Origin of the sequence: Nitriliruptor alkaliphilus DSM 45188, assembly GCF_000969705.1 — a bacterium.
In the GTDB taxonomy this organism is placed as follows: Bacteria; Actinomycetota; Nitriliruptoria; order Nitriliruptorales; family Nitriliruptoraceae; genus Nitriliruptor; species Nitriliruptor alkaliphilus.
This window is the reverse complement of the sequence record NZ_KQ033901.1, coordinates 1373681-1391588: the sequence shown is the minus strand read 5'-3', so window position 1 is coordinate 1391588 and position 17908 is coordinate 1373681. Positions and strand designations below refer to the sequence as shown.

The following is a 17908-nucleotide window of genomic DNA, read 5'->3' as shown; positions in this document are numbered from 1 at the left end:
TCCCGGGTGCCTCGACGACCGCGCCGTCAGGTCACCCTCTGCGCTGCCCTCCCTTGCCGTCGGGCGAGCATCCGCGGACGCTCGGCCCCACCGACGATCACCACCTCTCCCGGGCGTGACCGTGGCTCGACCGTAGGTCCGTGGCGTCGTCCGCGCGACGGGGAACGCGACAACCTGGACGGCACGTGCGCCCCGCGGAGCAGCGGTGCGCCGAACGTGACGTCGGCGTCGACCCATCCATCCAGGCCACGGTCCGCTCCGTGGCGGAGGCACGCCGCGACCGCCTCCGTGGAGGCGGTCGCGGACGGGACCGGTGGCGGTCGGCCACGTCCGTCCCGGCGCGCCGGGCGGGGGCTGTCGACCGTCGGCTCCCACTGCGCCCCACTCGTCGGCGGCGCTCCCGAGCCGCCGACCGAGCGGGGTCCTACCGCGTCGCCTCCGCTCCCGAGGCGGCGACGCGTCCGTGAAGGTAGGACCGCTGGCGACGCACCGCCGGGAGAACCGCGCGAAGCGCGCGCTCACCACACATCTCGTGCGCGGTGCGTGACGCCCACCACACCGCGCACCCGGATGCAGCCACCGGGACGGCAACCGAGGGCCGACCGTCGACGCAACCCGACGCTGCCCGCCCGGATGCAGCCACCGGGACGGCAACCGAGCGATCGAGGTCCGAGAGGTGCTCGTACCGAGCGTGTCGACCCTCACCCACCGCGCGAACGGGGCGACCGCAGTCGGTGCCGTTGATCGGGTCGACGTCGCAGTCTTCACATCGTCGCGAGGCGCTCCGCGAGGGTGGCGAGCATCGCTATCGCCACCTCGGGGCGTTCCTCGAGGATGGCCTCGAGCTCCACGGCACCGAGCAGCAGCCCGTGCACGCCGTCGGGGCCCGCGATGACGTCCGCGGCTCGTGGTCGCCCACTGAGCAGCGCCAGCTCGCCGACGTGCTGCCCGGCGCCGTAGGAACGGATCACCGCGCCGTCCGACCGATGCACGTCGACCTCGCCGGTGATGACCACCAGCATCTCGTCGCCGACGGTCCCGTAGCGGAAGATCGGCTCGTCCGGCTCGTAGCGCCGCTCGGTCGTCACCGACGCGACGCGTTCGAGGTCCTCGGCATCGATCTCGGCGAACATCGGCACCTGCTGCAGCGCGACGACCCGGTCGACGATGTCGAGGATGCGGATCTCGTCCATCTGCGTCGGCCTCCAGCGCGCCACGGCCGACCGCACCAGATCGCACGGATCGGTGCCCGCCGCCCGCTGCAGCTGCTCGAGGTCGGCGGTCAGGTCCTCGGCGAGGCTCCGGAGCGCCAGCGCCCGGATCCACGCGTCGAGGTCCTCGGACAGCTCCCGCAGCGTAGACCGGATGTCGTGGTGGTCGACCCGGACGTCGTCCTCCAGGAGCGGGATGAGGCTGCGCGCCAACGACCGGTCGGTGAGCGAGTCCAGCGCCTCGAGCGCCTGTGCCCGTGTCTCCGGATCGGACGACCAGATCCCACGCCGCACCACCGGCATGGCGCCTCGGATCGCGGGGGAGTCCAGCGCCAGCAAGGCCCACCGCTGCAGACGTTCCTGCCGTGCACGCAGCAGGCGCGCCAGGTAGCCGTGAGTGGATCCGGAGGCTGCCGCCTGCAGGGTGATCGCGTGCCGCCGAAGGAACGCCGCCCGATCGATCTCGGTGGCGACCCAGCTGCGCAGGCCGTCGAGCTCGATGCCGGCACCAACCAGCGCACGCAGCGCGGCATCGCAGGCCCGCACCGACCCGGTGTCCAGCACCTCCAGCAGCGTCGGGACGGCCTCGGCATGTGCTGCGAGGGCGTCGGCCGCGGCGGTGCGGACGCGGACCGACGGGTCGTCGAGGAGACGCCGGAGCGTGTCGACCCGGTCGGCGCGGCCGGCCGACGCCTGGGCGGCCGCCAACCGCACCCGACGATCGGGATGGTCGGCGAAGGACTCGGGGTCGGCACCACGGACCGGGATGCGGCAACGCGCGGCGACGGGCAGCGCCGCGGCGATCCGGCGTGGATCGTCCGAGCGGAGCATCGCCGCGATGACCGGACCGGCGACCGCCGCATCGACCAGCGACGCGGCGCCCGCGCGAACCGTCGGGTCAGGATCGGTCAGCGCCCGGTCGGCCAGCGGTCCGAGGTCGCCGGCGTGCCGCTCGAGGACGGCGATCGCACGGCGGCGGATCTCCGACGACTCGTCGCCCAGCATGCTCTGCGCCATCTCGATCGACGCCGGGTCGTCGGCCAGCCCGTCGAGCGCCGCCACACGCACGCGGGCGTCACCATCTCGCAGTGCCCGCGCCACCCCGTCGGCCGAGCTGCTCGGTTCGAGCCGTCCCAGCATGGATGCCGCGACGGCGCGGGAGCGGGGATCGGGATCCTCCAGCGCCCGCAGCAGCGCGGCGTGGGCGTCAGCGTCCAGGGTCGGCTTCTGGATGCCCGGGGTGGGCGCCGAGAACACCTCCACGAGCCCCTGCCGGACGGCGTCCACCAGTGCACCGGCGTACGCCCGCCGCATGCGTGCGACGAGCACCACGGCCACGAGCGCCACACCCAGACCGATCACCGCCTGCTGCTCCGGTGGCAGCCGCGACCCGACGATGAGCAACACCCCCGCGATCGTCGTGCCGAGCTGGGTCGGCACGCCGGCGATGGACGCCAGCACCTGACCTCGCCGTCGGGTGGGGAGGACGTTGAACAGCGAACTCCACGCGGTCGCACCGAGGCCGTTGAGGGCGACCCACTGGGCACCGCGCACCAGCGTCGCCGTGACGAGGCCGAACGCCACGATCCACAGCCCGAATCCGGCGGCGTAGACGATCGGGACGACCAGGAGCGTGGCGACCACGCCGATACGCGCGAACAACCGGTTGGCGCCGAACAGCGACACGACGAACGTCAGAGCGGTCGCGATGGCGGAGAACAGCCCGAGGTAGCCAGCGACCTCGGCCTCGCTGTCGAAGGAGGCGGTGACGACCTCGGCGAACGGGAAGACCACGAGGAAGAACAGCACCGAGAAGGCGACCGCAACGCCGGCCGCCAGGCGTAAGAGTGGCGTCCTGAGGGTGACCGCCAGGCCGGCGCGCAGGTCAGCCAGTCCGGACCCCGTCGCGTCGTTGTCGGATGCGGGTGTGACGAAGCACCGGACGAGGCGGTCCATCACCACGGCGCCGCCGGCCAGGAGGGCGGCGTGCACGAGCAGCAGGTTCTCCGTCCCGAGCAGGGCGGCGAGCGGCCCGGTCAGCGCGTTGCCGACGATGCCGCCGCCGATGCCGGCCGACGCGAACAGCGGGAACAGGCGCTTGGCCTGCCGGGTCGTGCACACCTCGGCGGCGGCGTTCCACATCACGGTGAAGGACACGAGGATCGCGACCTGTCCGCCGAGCCACACGACCGCATAGATGCCCGGCAGCCCCACGGCCACACCGATCCGTTCCAGCACGACCCACCCCGCGAGGGCCCACAGGACCACGACGAGCCACCGCGACACGCCGACGCGTCCGAGCCCCGCCGAGTGGACGAGCGTGGCCAGCATCACGACCGGTCCGGAGACGAGGATCATCACCGGCAGGAACTCGACCCCGAACCGGAGGAAGAACAGCGTGTCGGCCGTGTTGGCCCCGAGCCCGTGACCGGCCTGCGTCACCGCGAACAGGAGGGCCGCCCACCCGACCAGACGTTGCTCGCCGTCGCGCACCCGGAACAGCGCCGCGACGCTCCGGCGACCTACCGGGCGTGCCCCCGTCACCGCCACCGGACGCGCGCGATCTCGGCCGCCGCGTCGGCGGTCACGGAGGTCATCGGCCCAGGTTCATGCCGACGTCGTCCGGGATGCACCAGGCCCAGTCCTCGCCGGGCTCCTTGGTCCGGATCACGGGGTGACCCATGGCTTCCGCGTGCCGTCGCGCGTGGCGGTTCTTGGAGTCGTCGCAGCAGCCGACCTGCCGGCAGGTCACGCAGAACCGGAGGTGCACCCAGGTGTCACCCACCGCGAGACACTGCTCGCAGCCGCCCTCCGGTTTCGGCTCGTCGGGGACCGTCGCCAGGTGCTCACACGGCGCGCTGGTCATGGTGCTCCTCCTTCGTTGGCCGGGGTCGAACCCGCCGGCTCGTGGAGTCGTGCCGGCAACACCACGCGGAAGGTGGTTCGGCCCGGCTCGGAGTCGACCATCAGCTCGCCGCGGTGCTCGAGGGCGACGATGCGGTAGCTGATCTGCAACCCGAGACCGGTCCCCTGCCCCGGCGGCTTGGTCGTGACGAACGCGTCGAAGATCCGCGGTTGCAGGTCGGGCGGGATGCCAGGGCCGTTGTCCTCGATCTCGACGATCACGTCCGCGCCTGCCGGAAAGGCCCGCAACGTCAGGGTCGGGGTCCGGTCGGTGACCTCGGCGAGGGCGTCGCAGGCGTTGTCGATGAGGTTGGTCCAGACCTGGTTGAGCTCACTGCCGTACGCGGCGATGGTCGGCAGGTCCGGGTCGAACTCGCGCTGGATCCTGACGTGCTTGGTCTTGTGGGCGAGCATGAGCAGCGTGTCCTCGAGCCCCTGGACGAGGTCGACGTCCTGTGCCGGGGCGCGGTCGAGGTAGGCGTAGCTCTTGAGGGACCGGACGATCTCCGAGAGGCGTGCCGTGCTGGCAGCGATGTCGGCGACGAGCCCACGGATCACACTCGAGGCGACCAGGAAGCGGGCGGCGTCGGCCAGCGCCGGGCCGGTGACCTCGGGCCCCAGCTGATCGAGCAGGCCAGCGTCGATGCCCGCCCCGACCAGCTCCGGTGCCAGCAGCCACGGTTCCTCGACGCCGCGCTCGTCCAGCCACGCCTCGACGGCCATCTCGGCGCCGCTCCGTGCGAGCGCGTCCAGCTCGTCGCCGGCGGCGACCCGGTCGACGGCCAACGCGAGGGCACCGCGCCGTGCCACGCCCCCGTCCTCCGGTGGCTGGGCGGCCAGCGCCGTGTAGGTCTCGAGCTCCTCGCGCAGCCGCTGCGCCGCTCGGGTCGCCGCTGCGGCCGGGTTGTTCAGCTCGTGCGCCACCCCGGCCGTCAGCGTGCCGAGCTGCGCCATGCGTTCGCTGTGGCGGAGCCGGTCCGACGTCTCGCGCATCCGAGCCAGCAGGCTCCGGAACATCGCACGGGCGGCCGAGGGACTGGACTCCAGCAGCTCGTCGAGCGTGGCCTTGGAGATGACCAGCAACTGCGCGTCCGTCCGCGCTCGCACGGTCGCGATGCGCGGCGCTTCCTGGAGCAGCGCCATCTCGCCGATGACGCTGCCCGGTTCACGGACGGCCACGAGGGCCTCACGCCCCTCGGTCGCCTTGACGATGTCGACCGTGCCGGCGAGGACGACGTAGGCCTGGTCGCCCGGATCACCCTCCTCGAACAGCACCTCCCCCGACTCGAGGTTGACCTCGAGGACGCCCTTGCAGATGCGGCGCAGGTCGTCGTCGGACAGGTCGGTGAACAGGTCGACCTGCTTCAGCCGCTCGTACGGCTCCATCACACCGTCGCCAGGTAGCGGTGGACCAGCGAGATGCACATCGAGCCCTGGCCCACAGCGGACGCCACCCGCTGCACCGTTCCCTCGCACACGTCACCGGCCGCGAAGATCCCCGGCGCGCTGGTCTCGAGCAGGTACGGATCGCGCTCCAGCGGCCAGTTGGAGGGCTCGCCGCCGGGACCGACGAGGTCGGGCCCAGTGCGGACGAAGCCGCGGAAGTTCAAGGCCACGACACCCTGGAGGAAGTCGGTGTAGGGCTCCGCGCCGACGAAGATGAACAGCCCGGCGGCCTTCTCCGTGACCGGTTCGTCCGAACCGCGGCTCTCGAGCACGAGCTCCTCGAGGTGGGTGGCACCGCGCACCTCCCGGACCTGGGTGGTCGTCAGCACACGGATGTTCTCGGTGGCCTCGATCTGGTCGACGAGGTACCGCGACATGCTGTGATCGATGGAGGCACCGCGCACGAGCAGCGTCACCTGCTCCGCGGTGCGTGAGAACATCATCGCCGCTTGTCCGGCGGAGTTGGCGCCGCCGACGATGAACACCCGCTCACCACGGAAGCTGGCCGCGTCGGCCAACGTCGCGCCGTAGTACACGCCCGCGCCCGTCAGCCGCTCGATGCCAGGGGCACCGAGCCGGCGCACCTTCATCCCCGAGGCGACCAACACCGCGTGCGACGACAGCTCCCGGCCGTCCGAGAGCGTCGCCACCCGGGCGGGCCCCTCGACCCGCACGGAGGTGACCTCGACCGGTGACAGCACCTCGGCCCCCAACCGCTTCGCCTGCGCGTTCGCCCGCCGTGCGAGGTCGGCGCCGCTGATCCCGTTCGGGAACCCGAGGTAGTTCTCGATGCGTGAGCTCGTGCCCGCCTGCCCCCCGGGAGCGTGCCGTTCGAGCACGGCCACGCGGAGCCCCTCCGAGGCCCCGTAGACCGCACCGGCCAGGCCGGCAGGTCCGGCGCCGATGATCACGAGGTCGTAGAAGGGGGCGCTGGCCTCGACCTGCAGCCCGAGCCGACCCGCCAGCTCGGTGGTGCCCGGCCGGCTCACGACGGCACCGTCCGGGAAGAAGACCGCCGGCAGCAGCGGCTCGGAGTCGCCGCCGGCGTCCAGCAGCGTGGCGGCCTCCGGGTCGCGTTCGATATCCAGGAAGCGGTACGGGATCTGGTTCCTGACGAGGAAGTCCTTGACGTCGTGGGTCGTGGCATCCCACCGCGCACCGACGACACGGATCCCGTCGAACGGCGCGGGCCGCGAGGCCGCCCAGTCGCCGAGCAGGTCGTCGAGGACCGGGTAGAGGGTCTCCTCGGGCGGATCCCACGGCTTCATCAGGTAGTGGTCCAGCCCGACCTCGTTGATGCTCTGGATCGCCGCTTCGGTGTCCGCGTACGCGGTCAGCAGCACCTTGCGGGCGTCGGGGTAGTGCTCCCGAGCGGCGAGGAGGAACTCGGTCCCGGTCAGCTCCGGCATCCGCTGGTCGACGAGGAACAGCGCGATCTCGTCGCCGCGCCGGTGCAGCTCCCGCGTCGCCTCCAGTGCGGCAGGGCCACCGTCAGTGGCCACCACGCGGTAGTCGCGGGCGTAGCGTGTCTGGAGGTCTCGTCGCACCGCTGCCAGCACCTGCCGGTCGTCGTCGACGGCCAGCAGCACCGGCTTGTCCATCGCTCGCTCCTCTCGTCCGTCGCCCGTCACGGCGACGTGGTCGGATGGGTCGGGGCGTGGCGCGGTGTCCCCTGCAACCGCCGGATGAGCCCGGCACGGAGGTCGGGGTCGGCCACGTCTCCCGCGATCTCCTCGATCCACCGGTCGCGACGCGCGAGATGGCTCGCCTCATCGTCGTCCCGTCCCTCCGCGGCGGCCACGTCCGCCCGGGCGGCAACGATGTCGCAGGCCAGGAGGCGCATCCCCATCCAGCCGGCATCGGCCTCCGCTCGGGCGAGCCGCTCGTCGGCGCCGGCGAGGTCACCCTCGGCCCGCGAGAGCGACGCGGCGATCGAGGCGACCAGCGGTGCGAACATCCGCAGGGCGAGCTCCCCGGCGTGGGCGCTGGCTTCGTCGGTCAACTGACGGGCCCGGGCCAGGTCGCCGCGCTCGAACGCGACCCGGGCCGCGCCCGCCAGCAGCTGCGGCCGTTCCAAGAAGCGGCTGCTCGAGGACGCCTGGAGCCCGAGCGCGACGTCCGCCTCGGCGTCGCTCCAGGAACCTCGTTCCATGCTCGCGATGCCGAGATCCGCCCACACACTGGAGGCGAGGAACTCCCCCAAGGGGCGCGCCAGCGTCTCGAGAGCCTGCGCGCGGAAGCGATCGCTCCCAGGGACGTCCCCGCAGAGCGCGTGGATCCGCGACATGGTCGCCGAGGCCAGGCTGGTCGCGAACGGTTGTCCGTCACGCTCGGCGGTGCGCAGCGCCGCCGAGAGCATGGCGAGCGCCATGTCGACACGGCCGAGCGACAGGGCGAGCCGTCCCGCTTGGGCCTGGGTGATCGCGGTGTAGAACGAGCCGTACCGTTCCAGCGTCTCGCTGGCTGTGGTCAGGAGCTCCAGGCTGCCCACCAGGTCACCCTCGCGCCGGAGCAGGACGGCGTCCACGTGCGCCGCCAGCACGGCCAGGGCGGCATCCGAACCGACCTCCGCTGCGACCCGACGTGCTTCCTCGAGGGCTTCGTCGACCCGCTCGAAGTCCGTCGCGGACACGAGGTTCATCACCCGACGGACGAGCCCGGAGACGCGAACCTCGTCGACGCCGCTGGCGGCGCCGAGCCGGGCGGTCTCCGTGTCGTGCTCGATCGCCCGCGTCAGCTCACCCTGGGCGACCGCGATGAAGCAGGCGTTCATGTGGTACTCGGCGAGGCCGACCTCGTCGCCGGCTTCCTCGGCCACGGCCTTCGCCGCGCCCAGGTACTCGTGGGCGGCCGAGAAGTCGGCCCCGATCGCAGCGGCGTTGATCCCGAGGCGGTTGAGCGCCCGGACCTCGAGCGAGGGTTGGCCGGTGCGGCGGCCGAGGTCGGCCAGCGACTGGTAGGCGGCCGACGCGTGGTCGAGATCGGGCACGAGCGAGTACGCCTCGCCCAGCCCGATGTGCGCCCGAGCGACCTCCTCGGCGGAGGCGTCGGGTGGCAGGTGGTCGAGCGCCGTGGTGAACAGGCGGATCGCCTCGGCCAGGGACATCGCCCGGCTCGCCCGCACACCCGCCTCGACCAACCAGGGGAACGCGGCGCTGGGGGTGTCGCTCGCCAGGTGGTGCCGGGCGATGTCGTGCGGCAGGTCCGCCTCGATCCGCTCGAGGTAGCGGGCGAGCCGGCCGTGCAGGACACGCCGATCGCGCAGGAGCACGATGTTGTACGCGGCTTCCTGGATGAGCGCGTGACGGAAGGCGTACAGGGGCGTCGGCCGTCGGCGACGCTCGACGAGGACGCCCTGGCGGACCAGTTCACGCAGCGTCGTGTCGACGTCGATCCCGTCGGCGAGCTCGGCCACCGCAGCTGCCTCGAACTCGCGACCGGCGACCGCAGCGACCTCGGCGACCAGGCGGCCGTCGTCATCGAGGCGGTCGAGCCTCGCGCTCAGCAGCCCGGCGAGCGAGGTGGGCACGTCTGGCGCGCCGTGCTCCCGGACCGATCCCGCCAGCTCCTCGACGAACAGCGGGTTGCCGTCCGCGCGTTCCAGGATCCGCTGCCGTTCCTCGGCCGAGACCTGGCGATCGCCCAGCAGGACCTCGAGCAGCGCGTCGGCTGCGGCCGGCTCGAGCGCGTCGAGGTGGAGGTGCGTGTGACGGTGTGCCGCCTCACGGGAGGCCAGCTCGACCAGCCGCCACGCCGGCTCCTCGCGGACCGGCCGCAGGGACAACACGAGGGTGAGCGGGACGTGTTCGGCCGACGCGATCAGGCGCTCGGTCAGGCCGAGCGAAAGGGCGTCGGCCCAGTGGAGGTCGTCGAGGGCGATCACCAGCGGCCATCGGTTCGCCTCGGCCTCGAGGTAGCCGACGATGGCGTCCGTCGTCTTGGCGTGGAGGGTGGGCGTCTCGAGCGCGGCGACGAGGGCGGCAGGCTCCGGCGGCAACGGGGCGCCGGCGACGTGCGCGAGGAACGTGCTCATGTCGGCGTCCGGCCCGCCAAGCGCTCGTGTGACCATCTCCGCGATGCGGTCGAACGTGACCTCGTCGGTGAGGTCGACGTCGAGCCACCGTGCGGCCAGGTCCAGGAACGGGGCGTAGGGCACGCCCGTGTCGAACGACCTGCAGTGTCCGTCGAGCCAGGCCAGCTCCCCGGCGGCGTCGCTGGTCGCGGCGATGGCGTACGCCGCCTCGGCCTCGTGGCGCACGCTGGCCAGCAGCCGCGACTTCCCGATGCCCGCCTCACCGACGATGGTGACGATCCCGCCGACGCCGTCGACGAGCCGCTCGAGAGCGGCCGACACGGCCGCCCGCTCGCGATCACGGCCCACGAGCGGGGGTGCCGTGTCGTCCGCCACCTCGTCGGCGGCCACGCCGTCCACCCGGAAGGCGATCACCGGGCCGGTCCGGCCCTTGACGTCGACCGGCCCCATCTCGGTGAGGATGAAGCCGTGATCGAGCAGCCCGGCGGTGTCGTCGGTGATCAGCACCGTGCCAGGATCGGCGAGCTGCTCCATGCGGGCAGCGACGTTGATCGCGTCACCGAGTGCGGTGTACTCGACCCGCAGGTCCGAACCGACCTCACCGACGACCACCAGACCGGTGTTGATACCGACGCGGATCGCGATGGGGACGCCCGACTCCCGCTGGACATCGGCGGCGTAGTCGCGGATCGCCTCGAGCATGTCCAGCCCGCTGCGGACGGCCCGTATCGCGTCGTCCTCGTGGGCCACCGGGGCCCCGAAGAAGGCCAGGATCGCGTCGCCCTGCAGCCGCGCCAGCGTCCCCTCGTAGCGGTAGACGGGTGCGATCAGGTGCTCGAAGGCGCCGTTGACGATCTCGGCCCATTCCTCGGGATCGAGGCGTTCTGCGGCTGCGGTCGAGCCCTGGATGTCGGCGAACAGCATCGTGACGGTGCGCCGCTCACCCCGCATCGCGCCGCCGGCGCGAGCGGCCCGGATCTTGTGCAGGAGCGCCTCCGGCACGTACCGCTCGAGGTCACGCTCCCGACGCGGCGCTTCGTCGTCGAGCAGCGAGGTCCCGCACGCCGAGCAGAACCGAGCATCGGGCTCGACGGCGTGGTCGCACGCCGGGCAGGTCCGTGACAGGCCGGTGCCGCACTGCGCGCAGAACCGTGCGTCGCTCGTGTTCGCGTGCCCACACGCCGAGCAGCGCATCGCCTACCGCCCCGGTCGACCACCGTCAGCCGTCAGGCGTCCTGGCGGCCGATCGCACCTGGAACAACCACACCTTCGCCGGCACGCCGGCCAGCGTCTGTCATGCTGACAGAGCCGAGGCCCGGAGGGAAGGGGTCACGCGCGATGCCGGCGCCTCATCACGGGTGCCGCATCACGGTCCGATGTCGGCGACCTCGTAGACATCGATCGGATCGGCCTTGCCCTTGAGGTGGTGGCTGCCGAGCGGCGTCACGGACAGATCGTCCCGGACGCGTTCGAAGGTGGCCGGCCCGATCAGGACTCGGCCCGGACGGGCGAGCGCCTCGAACCTGGCCGCGGTGTTGGCCGTGTCACCGATCACCGTGAAGTTACGGCGCTGGGCCGCGCCGACGTTGCCGACGACCGCCGGCCCGGTGTTGATGCCGATGCGGAACCGCGGCCAGTCGTCGTGCGCGGCGGCGATGCGGCCGGTCGCCTGCTGGATGAACCAGGCGCACCGGCAGGCGCGGAGGGCGTGGTCGGGCTGGTCGCCGAGGGTGTTGAAGATCACCAGGATGCCGTCGCCGGCGAACCGCTCGACGAACCCGCCGTACTCGTCGACGATCGCCGGCACGACCGCGGCCCAGTAGGTGTTGAGCAGCTCCATACCCTCCTCGGGAGGGCGGGACTCGGAGAAGCTCGTGAACCCGACGAGGTCGGCGAACAGCACGCTGACCTCGACCCCGCGTCCGCCGAGGTCAGCGAGGCTGGGCTCGGCCGCGAGCTGGTCAGCGAGCTGTGAGCCGACGTAGCCGTGGAGCAGGTCGCTGACCTGCCGCAGCGACGCGGCCGACTGTTCGAGGGCGGCGATCCGCTCGCCGGTGAGTCCGTCCACGCGGAGTTGCGCGCGGACCGGCTCGAGCGGTTCCCCGGACCGCATGGCGTCGGTGAGGGCGTCGAGCGCATCGGAGGACTGGCGGTCCACGAGCGCCAGGGTCCGCGCCTGGTACAGCCCGGCGAACGCCCCAGCCACGGTCCCCTCACGGCGGTACTCCCGGCGGGCGGCGAGGAAGATGACGCCGAAGGCCGCAGCCATGAGGACGTGCCACTCCCACCAGGTGGCGTGCCAGTTGCGCGCGAACACGACGGCGATCATGGCCTGCGCCAGCAGGATCCACGCCACCGCCACGGCCAGCGGCAGGACGCGACGCCGCTCGCGGTACAGCGCGAGGTACCGCACGGCGGCGTACGCGTAGAGGAGGACGGCGAGGCCGGCCAACAGGCGGAGACCGACGGGCATCTCGTCCGGCGGTGGCCGGTCGAGCAGCGGAACCTGCGCCAACGAGGCGGCGGCCCAGACGGCCAGCAGGGCGAACACGGCGGCGCGCAGCCGGCGCTGCACGGTCAACCCGACCGACGGGCTGGCACCGTCGAGCCTCGCAGACGCCGCCGCCACGGCCGAGGCGAGCAGCAGGCCGACGGGCGTGGCGAGGACGAACCCCGTGTTGGGTCCGTCCAGTAGGACCCCCGGCGTCGCCAGCGCGTGCAAGGCGAGGAACCCGGCGCTGAGCAGCAACGCGAGGGAGACGGCGAACGTGCGGGGGTCGCCGCGGCGGGCGGCTGCCTCGCTGGTGGCTGCCCCGAGGACGACGTTGACGACGGCGACGCCGAGGACGAGCCAGAAGTGGGCCGGCTGGTGCTCCCACCGCCCGTCGAGCTCCGGCACGGCGAGCAACAGGGCCAGCGCGACCAGCGGGAGCGCGAGCACGATCGCGAGCGCGACCGCGCGCTCGCCGGTCAGGACGTCCTCGTGCGCAGCCACACCGCATCCCGAGCGCCGTCACCGCCCATCACCCCGGAAGGCTCGCCTCAACCTAACGGCTCGCCCGCTGCGCCGACAGCCCCGTGGTGCTTCCCAGCCAGGTACGCATCCCCGGGTCGCTCTGGCGTCGCGGTGGTCAGGCGGTGGCGGCCCCCGCCGCGCGACCCGCCGCTCGACCGCTGAACATGCAGCCGCCGAGGAACGTGCCCTCGAGCGCCCGGTAGCCGTGCATCCCGCCACCGCCGAACCCGGCGACCTCACCGGCCGCGTACAGGCCGGGGAAGGGGTCGCCACCCGGCTGCAGGACACGACCCTCGAGGTCGGTCTCGAGCCCGCCGAGGGTCTTGCGGGTCAGCAGGTTGAGCTTCACCCCGATCAGCGGGCCGGCGTCCGGGTCGAGCAGACGGTGCAGCGGCGTGACCCGCATCAGCTTGTCACCGACGTAGCTGCGGGTGTCGCGGATCGCCGCGATCTGCAGGTCCTTGGTGAAGGGGTTGGCGAGCTCGCGGTCGCGGGCCTGGACCTCGGTGCGCACCCGGTCGAAGTCGAGCAGCGGCTCGTCGGTCAGTTCGTTCATGCCGCGTACCAACGCCTCGAGGCTGTGCTCCACGACGAAGTCGACGCCCTTCTGCTTGAACAGCTCGACGGGACCGGGCGCGCCAGCACCGAGCCGCTTGGTCAACAGTCGGATGTCCCGGCCGGTGAGGTCCGGGTTCTGCTCCGACCCCGACAGCGCGAACTCCTTCTCGATGATCCGCTGGGTCAGCACGAACCAGGTGTGCTCGTGCCCGCTGCGGGCGATGTGCTCGAGCGTGCCGAGGGTGTCGAAACCGGGGAACAGCGGGACCGGGAGGCGCTTGCCCGTCGCGTCGAGCCACAGCGACGACGGACCCGGCAGGATCCGGATGCCGTGCATCGGCCAGATCGGCGAGTGGTTGGCGATGCCCTCGGTGTAGTGCCACATGCGGTCGCGGTTGATGAGGCTCGCGCCGGCGTCCTCGGTGATGGCCAGCATTCGACCGTCGACGTGGTGGGGCACGCCGGACAGCAGGCGCTTCGGCGGCGTCCCGAGCCGCTCGGGCCAGTTGGCCCGCACCATGTCGTGGTTGCCGCCGATTCCGCCGGAGGTGACGATCACGGCTTGGGCGTGCAGCTCGAACTCGCCGACCTCGACGCGAGAGCTGCGTTCGCCACGGCCGACGTCGGCGTCCTCGAGCACCGCACCGCTGATGCCGTCGACCACACCCCCGGTGACCGACAGTGCGTCGACCCGGTGGCGGAAGCGCAGCTCGATCCGACCCGCGTCCACGTGCGCACGGACCCGCTGCTCGAACGCCTCGACGATGGCGGGGCCGGTCCCCCAGACGATGTGGAAGCGAGGCACCGAGTTGCCGTGCCCGTACGCGACGCCGCTGCCCCGCTCGGCCCACCCGACCATCGGGAACAGCGAGATGCCCTGCTCGAGCAGCCACGACCGCTTCTCACCGGCGGCGAAGTCCAGGTAGGCCTCGGCCCACTGCCGCGGCCAGTGGTCCTCCTCCCGGTCGAACCCGGCGGTGCCCATCCAGTCCTGGTGGGCCAGGGCATGGGAGTCCTTGATCCGCAGCCGGCGCTGCTCGGGCGAGTTCACCAGGAACAGCCCACCGAACGACCAGAACGCCTGGCCGCCGAGGCTCGTCTCCGGTTCCTGGTCGACGAGGACCACCCGGCGTCCCGCGTCGGCCACCTCGGCCGCCGCGACGAGCCCCGCGAGGCCGCCACCCACCACGATCACGTCTGCGTCCTGCGCCACCGGCAGCCTCCCTCGTCGCACCGGACGGTGACGCTAGTGGCCTCGGCGGATGGGCGGCATCTGACCGGTCCGCACACGCTCGGGGCACGAGGTGCCCCGGGCACGCAACACTCTCCCACCGACTCACGTCACGAAGGCTGCCGACGATGACCATCGACCTCAGCGCCCGCAACTTCCTCAAGGAGCTCGACTTCACCCCCGAGGAGTGGAAGTACCTCCTCGACCTCGCCGCCGACCTGAAGGCCGCCAAGGCCGACGGACGTGAGCAGCGCCGCCTCACCGGCAGGAACATCGCCCTCATCTTCGAGAAGACCTCGACCCGGACACGGTGCGCGTTCGAGGTCGCCGCCTACGACCAGGGCGCCCAGGTCAGCTACCTCGAGCCCACCGGCACCCAGATCGGGCACAAGGAGTCCATGAAGGACACCGCCCGGGTCCTCGGCCGCTACTACGACGGCATCGAGTACCGCGGGTCGGCGCAGGAGAACGTCGAGATCCTCGGAGCGTTCGCCGGCGTACCCGTGTGGAACGGCCTGACCGACGAGTGGCACCCGACCCAGATGCTGTGCGACATGCTCACCATGCGCGAACACAGTCGGAAGCCCGACAGCGCGATCGCGTTCGCCTACCTCGGGGATGCCCGCAACAACGTCGGCAACTCGCTGCTGATCGCGGGCGCGATGATGGGCATGGACGTGCGGATGGTCGCACCGAAGGCCCTGTGGAACGAGCAGGCGATCATCGACCAGGCCGAGAAGATCGCGGCCGACACGGGCGCTCGGATCACCCACACCGAGGACGTCACCGAGGGTGTCGCCGGTGTCGACTTCCTCTACACCGACGTGTGGGTCTCGATGGGTGAGCCGGCCGAGGCGTGGGACCGGCGCATCGCCCAGCTGCAGCCCTACCAGGTGACCATGGACGTGGTCCGCGCGACCGGCAACCCGGACGTGAAGTTCATGCACTGCCTGCCGGCGTTCCACGACCGGAACACGAAGGTCGGCGCCGAGCTGTACGAGCGCACCGGCCTCGACGCGCTCGAGGTCACCGACGAGGTGTTCGAGTCCGAGCACTCGGTGGTGTTCGACCAGGCCGAGAACCGGATGCACACCATCAAGGCGGTGCTCGTCGCCACGATGGGGGCCTGACGTGCGCATCGTGGCCGCCCTCGGCGGCAACGCGCTGCTGGAACGGGGCCAGAAGCCGGACGCGTCCACCCAGGCGGCCAACGTCGCCCGGGCCGTCGCAGCCCTGGCGCCCCTGGCCGAGGATCACGAGCTCGTCCTCACCCACGGCAACGGTCCGCAGGTCGGTGTGCTCGCGCTCCAGAGCGCCTCGGACCCGAACCTGACCACCCCCTACCCGTTCGACGTCCTCGGTGCGCAGACGCAGGGGATGATCGGCTACTGGCTACTCCAGTCGCTGCAGAACCATCTGCCCGGGCGCCAGGTCGCCAGCATCATGAACCAGACCCTGGTCATGGCCAGCGACCCGGCGTTCGCGGACCCCACCAAGTTCATCGGCGAGGTCTACGACGAGGACCGGGCCAGGGAACTGGCTGCCGAGCGCGGCTGGACGGTCAAGCCGGACGGGCAGGGGTGGCGCCGCGTCATCGGCTCACCGCGCCCCCAGCGGGTCATCGAGACCCGGCTGATCCGGCTGCTGCTCGACAGCGGCGCGGTCGTGGTCTGCGCCGGCGGCGGCGGTGTGCCCGTCATCCGCAACGAGGAGGGTCGCCTCCAGGGTGTCGAGGCCGTGGTCGACAAGGACCTCACGGCCGCGGTCCTGGCCGAGGCGTTGGATGCCGACGTGCTCATGATCCTGACGGACGTCCCCCAGGTGTCGCGCAACTTCGGGACGCCCGAGGAGGAACCCATCGCGCGGGCGACGCCGGCGGCGATGCGTCGCGAGGAGCTGGCGGCCGGCTCCATGGGTCCCAAGGTCGACGCGGCGTGCCGGTTCGTGGAGCTGACGGGCGACATGGCCGCGATCGGCCGGCTCGAGGACGCGCAGGAGATCCTCGAGGGCAAGGCGGGGACGATCGTGACCCCCGGCGGCAAGTACGGAGGGCCGGGCGACCTCGCGGTCCCCGAACCCAGACGCGCCAACTGAACCGCGGCGGCGGTCAAGCGCGGCGTCGCAGCGCGCCGGCCGCCGCCAGTCCCAGCAGGCCAGCGAGCAGGCCGCCGACGCCGCCGGTGACCGGCAGCGGCGTGGACGTCGGGCCGGGCGGTGCGGTGTCCTGCTCGCCGGTCGTCGACGCGTCGGGTTCCGCAGCCTCGGGGGTGTCGTCGTCGAGCGCCTCCTCGACGCTGTCCCCTGCACCCGTGCCGTCCGGCACCGGCGCCGGGACCGCCCCCTGGCTCGCCGAGGCCGACCACGGATCGAGCAGATCGGGCGCGTAGGCGCTACGCCGGTAAGCCTCGCAGAAGGCATCCTCGTCCCCGTCGAAGGTCGGGTCGAGCGCCACGAGCGCGGGGCGGATCGCGGCCCAGATCGACTTGTGACCTTCGAAGAAGCCGGGGTCGTCCGGATCGGTGGACACGACGCCGTCGCGCGCCGTGATGACGAGGTCGAGTCCGCGGTGGACCGAGATGCGCTGTCCCCCCGCCCCCGCAGCGAACGCCATGCCGATGTCGTGGACGACCTCGTCGAACGGGGTGCCGCCGCCCGCGTCCGGCTCCTCGAAGAAGGGCGCGTGCGGGTAGCTCGGCCAGGTGGCGTACGGGGAGCAGGTCAGGTCCGCCGTGCCGGTCGAGTACGTCCAGTCCTCGGCCGCGTTGACGTAGGTCAGGTAGCCGTAGCCGGTGTTGGTGTCCTCGAAGGCCGGGTGGGTCATCCGGTAGACGTACCGCTCGTCGAGCAGCGCCTCGCCGTCCCACATCCCTCGGCGCAGGAGCAACAGGCCGAGCCTCGCCAGGTCCTCGGAAGTGGAGACCATCGTCCCGGCGATGCTCTGACCCGGCCAGTTCGATCCGGCCATCCCCATCCGGTCGAACACTTCGACCTGGGCGAACTCGGCGATGTTCGACACGCCGGGGAAGGCGTCGGGCTCCTCCTCGATGACGCGGTTCATCACCCCGACGAGCACGTCGATCTCACGGTCCCCGGCGAGGTCGTAGCTCCACGGGCCCTTCGCACCGTGCGAGAGGTCCTCCTCCGTCGCGGTCATCGCCAGGACGTGCGCGACGGTCGCCTCGGGGTTGATGGCACCGAGGTCGTCCTCGTCGACCCAGTCGGTGATCGGGTCGGTGTCGTCCAGGCTGCTCCGCGCGGCCACCATGCCGACCAGCAGCCCGCCGAGGGTCTTGGTGATCGACCACACCTGGTGAGTCGTGGTCGTCCCGGTCGGGTAGCCACCGCTCCAGCACAGCTGCCCGTACCGCACGACCGTGTACGGCGTCGCCGACAGGATCGCGTCGGCCTGGTCCATCAGGTCCGGGTCGAGACCGCAGCGTTCGGCGACCTCCTCGCGCGGGACCGGCACCCAAGGCTCGGTGCCCGGCCCAGCGACGCTGCCCGTCGGA

Annotated in this window: 10 protein-coding genes; 2 read left to right on the top strand and 8 right to left on the bottom strand. The window is 72.1% G+C overall.

The window, feature by feature from the left end; all coding sequences use genetic code 11:
• Window positions 1–764: 764 nt before the first annotated feature.
• The 7 genes from NITAL_RS06525 to NITAL_RS06495 all read right to left on the bottom strand — a co-directional run bounded on the left by NITAL_RS06525 (window position 765) and on the right by NITAL_RS06495 (window position 14381).
• Window positions 765–3704, bottom strand: coding sequence for a HEAT repeat domain-containing protein (locus tag NITAL_RS06525; RefSeq protein ID WP_169786757.1), 2940 nt, complete (start codon window positions 3702–3704; stop codon window positions 765–767).
• 100 nt (window positions 3705–3804) lie between these two features.
• Window positions 3805–4077, bottom strand: coding sequence for a UBP-type zinc finger domain-containing protein (locus NITAL_RS06520; protein ID WP_052665303.1), 273 nt, complete (start codon window positions 4075–4077; stop codon window positions 3805–3807).
• A complete protein-coding gene (locus tag NITAL_RS06515; RefSeq protein ID WP_052665302.1) occupies window positions 4074–5501 on the bottom strand; it encodes a sensor histidine kinase in 1428 nt (475 codons plus the stop codon). The genes NITAL_RS06520 and NITAL_RS06515 overlap by 4 nt, the downstream gene beginning before the upstream one ends.
• Window positions 5501–7162 carry an FAD-dependent oxidoreductase gene (locus tag NITAL_RS06510; RefSeq protein ID WP_052665301.1) on the bottom strand — a complete coding sequence of 554 codons (1662 nt, stop codon included), beginning with the start codon at window positions 7160–7162 and terminating at the stop codon, window positions 5501–5503. Before NITAL_RS06510 ends, NITAL_RS06515 begins: the two co-directional genes overlap by 1 nt.
• Window positions 7163–7188: 26 nt before the next feature.
• On the bottom strand, window positions 7189–10788 hold the full coding sequence (locus NITAL_RS06505; RefSeq protein WP_052665300.1) for an adenylate/guanylate cyclase domain-containing protein: 3600 nt from the start codon (window positions 10786–10788) through the stop codon (window positions 7189–7191).
• 172 nt (window positions 10789–10960) lie between these two features.
• Window positions 10961–12589, bottom strand: coding sequence for an adenylate/guanylate cyclase domain-containing protein (locus NITAL_RS06500; protein ID WP_052665299.1), 1629 nt, complete (start codon window positions 12587–12589; stop codon window positions 10961–10963).
• A gap of 136 nt (window positions 12590–12725) precedes the next feature.
• Window positions 12726–14381: an FAD-binding dehydrogenase gene (locus NITAL_RS06495; RefSeq protein ID WP_052665298.1), complete on the bottom strand. Its 1656-nt coding sequence runs from the start codon at window positions 14379–14381 to the stop codon at window positions 12726–12728.
• 146 nt (window positions 14382–14527) lie between these two features.
• On the opposite strand from NITAL_RS06495, the gene argF reads away from it, so the two are divergent.
• Together argF and arcC are read left to right on the top strand one after the other, a co-directional pair.
• Complete coding sequence (argF, locus tag NITAL_RS06490; RefSeq protein WP_052665297.1) at window positions 14528–15529, top strand: ornithine carbamoyltransferase; 1002 nt, start codon at window positions 14528–14530, stop codon at window positions 15527–15529.
• 1 nt (window position 15530) lies between these two features.
• A complete protein-coding gene (gene arcC / locus NITAL_RS06485; RefSeq protein WP_052665296.1) occupies window positions 15531–16493 on the top strand; it encodes a carbamate kinase in 963 nt (320 codons plus the stop codon).
• Between the two features lie 13 nt (window positions 16494–16506).
• On the opposite strand, the gene NITAL_RS06480 is transcribed toward arcC, so the two are convergent.
• Window positions 16507–17868: a serine hydrolase gene (locus tag NITAL_RS06480; RefSeq protein ID WP_157041663.1), complete on the bottom strand. Its 1362-nt coding sequence runs from the start codon at window positions 17866–17868 to the stop codon at window positions 16507–16509.
• Window positions 17869–17908 lie beyond the last annotated feature (40 nt).

Excerpts from the sequence above, each read along its gene's own strand:
- NITAL_RS06520 (WP_052665303.1), bottom strand. The coding sequence starts at position 4,077 with ATGACCAGCGCGCCGTGTGAGCACCTGGCGACGGTCCCCGACGAGCCG.
- NITAL_RS06515 (WP_052665302.1), bottom strand. The coding sequence starts at position 5,501 with ATGGAGCCGTACGAGCGGCTGAAGCAGGTCGACCTGTTCACCGACCTG.
- NITAL_RS06510 (WP_052665301.1), bottom strand. The coding sequence starts at position 7,162 with ATGGACAAGCCGGTGCTGCTGGCCGTCGACGACGACCGGCAGGTGCTG.
- NITAL_RS06505 (WP_052665300.1), bottom strand. The coding sequence starts at position 10,788 with ATGCGCTGCTCGGCGTGTGGGCACGCGAACACGAGCGACGCACGGTTC.
- argF (WP_052665297.1), top strand. The coding sequence starts at position 14,528 with ATGACCATCGACCTCAGCGCCCGCAACTTCCTCAAGGAGCTCGACTTC.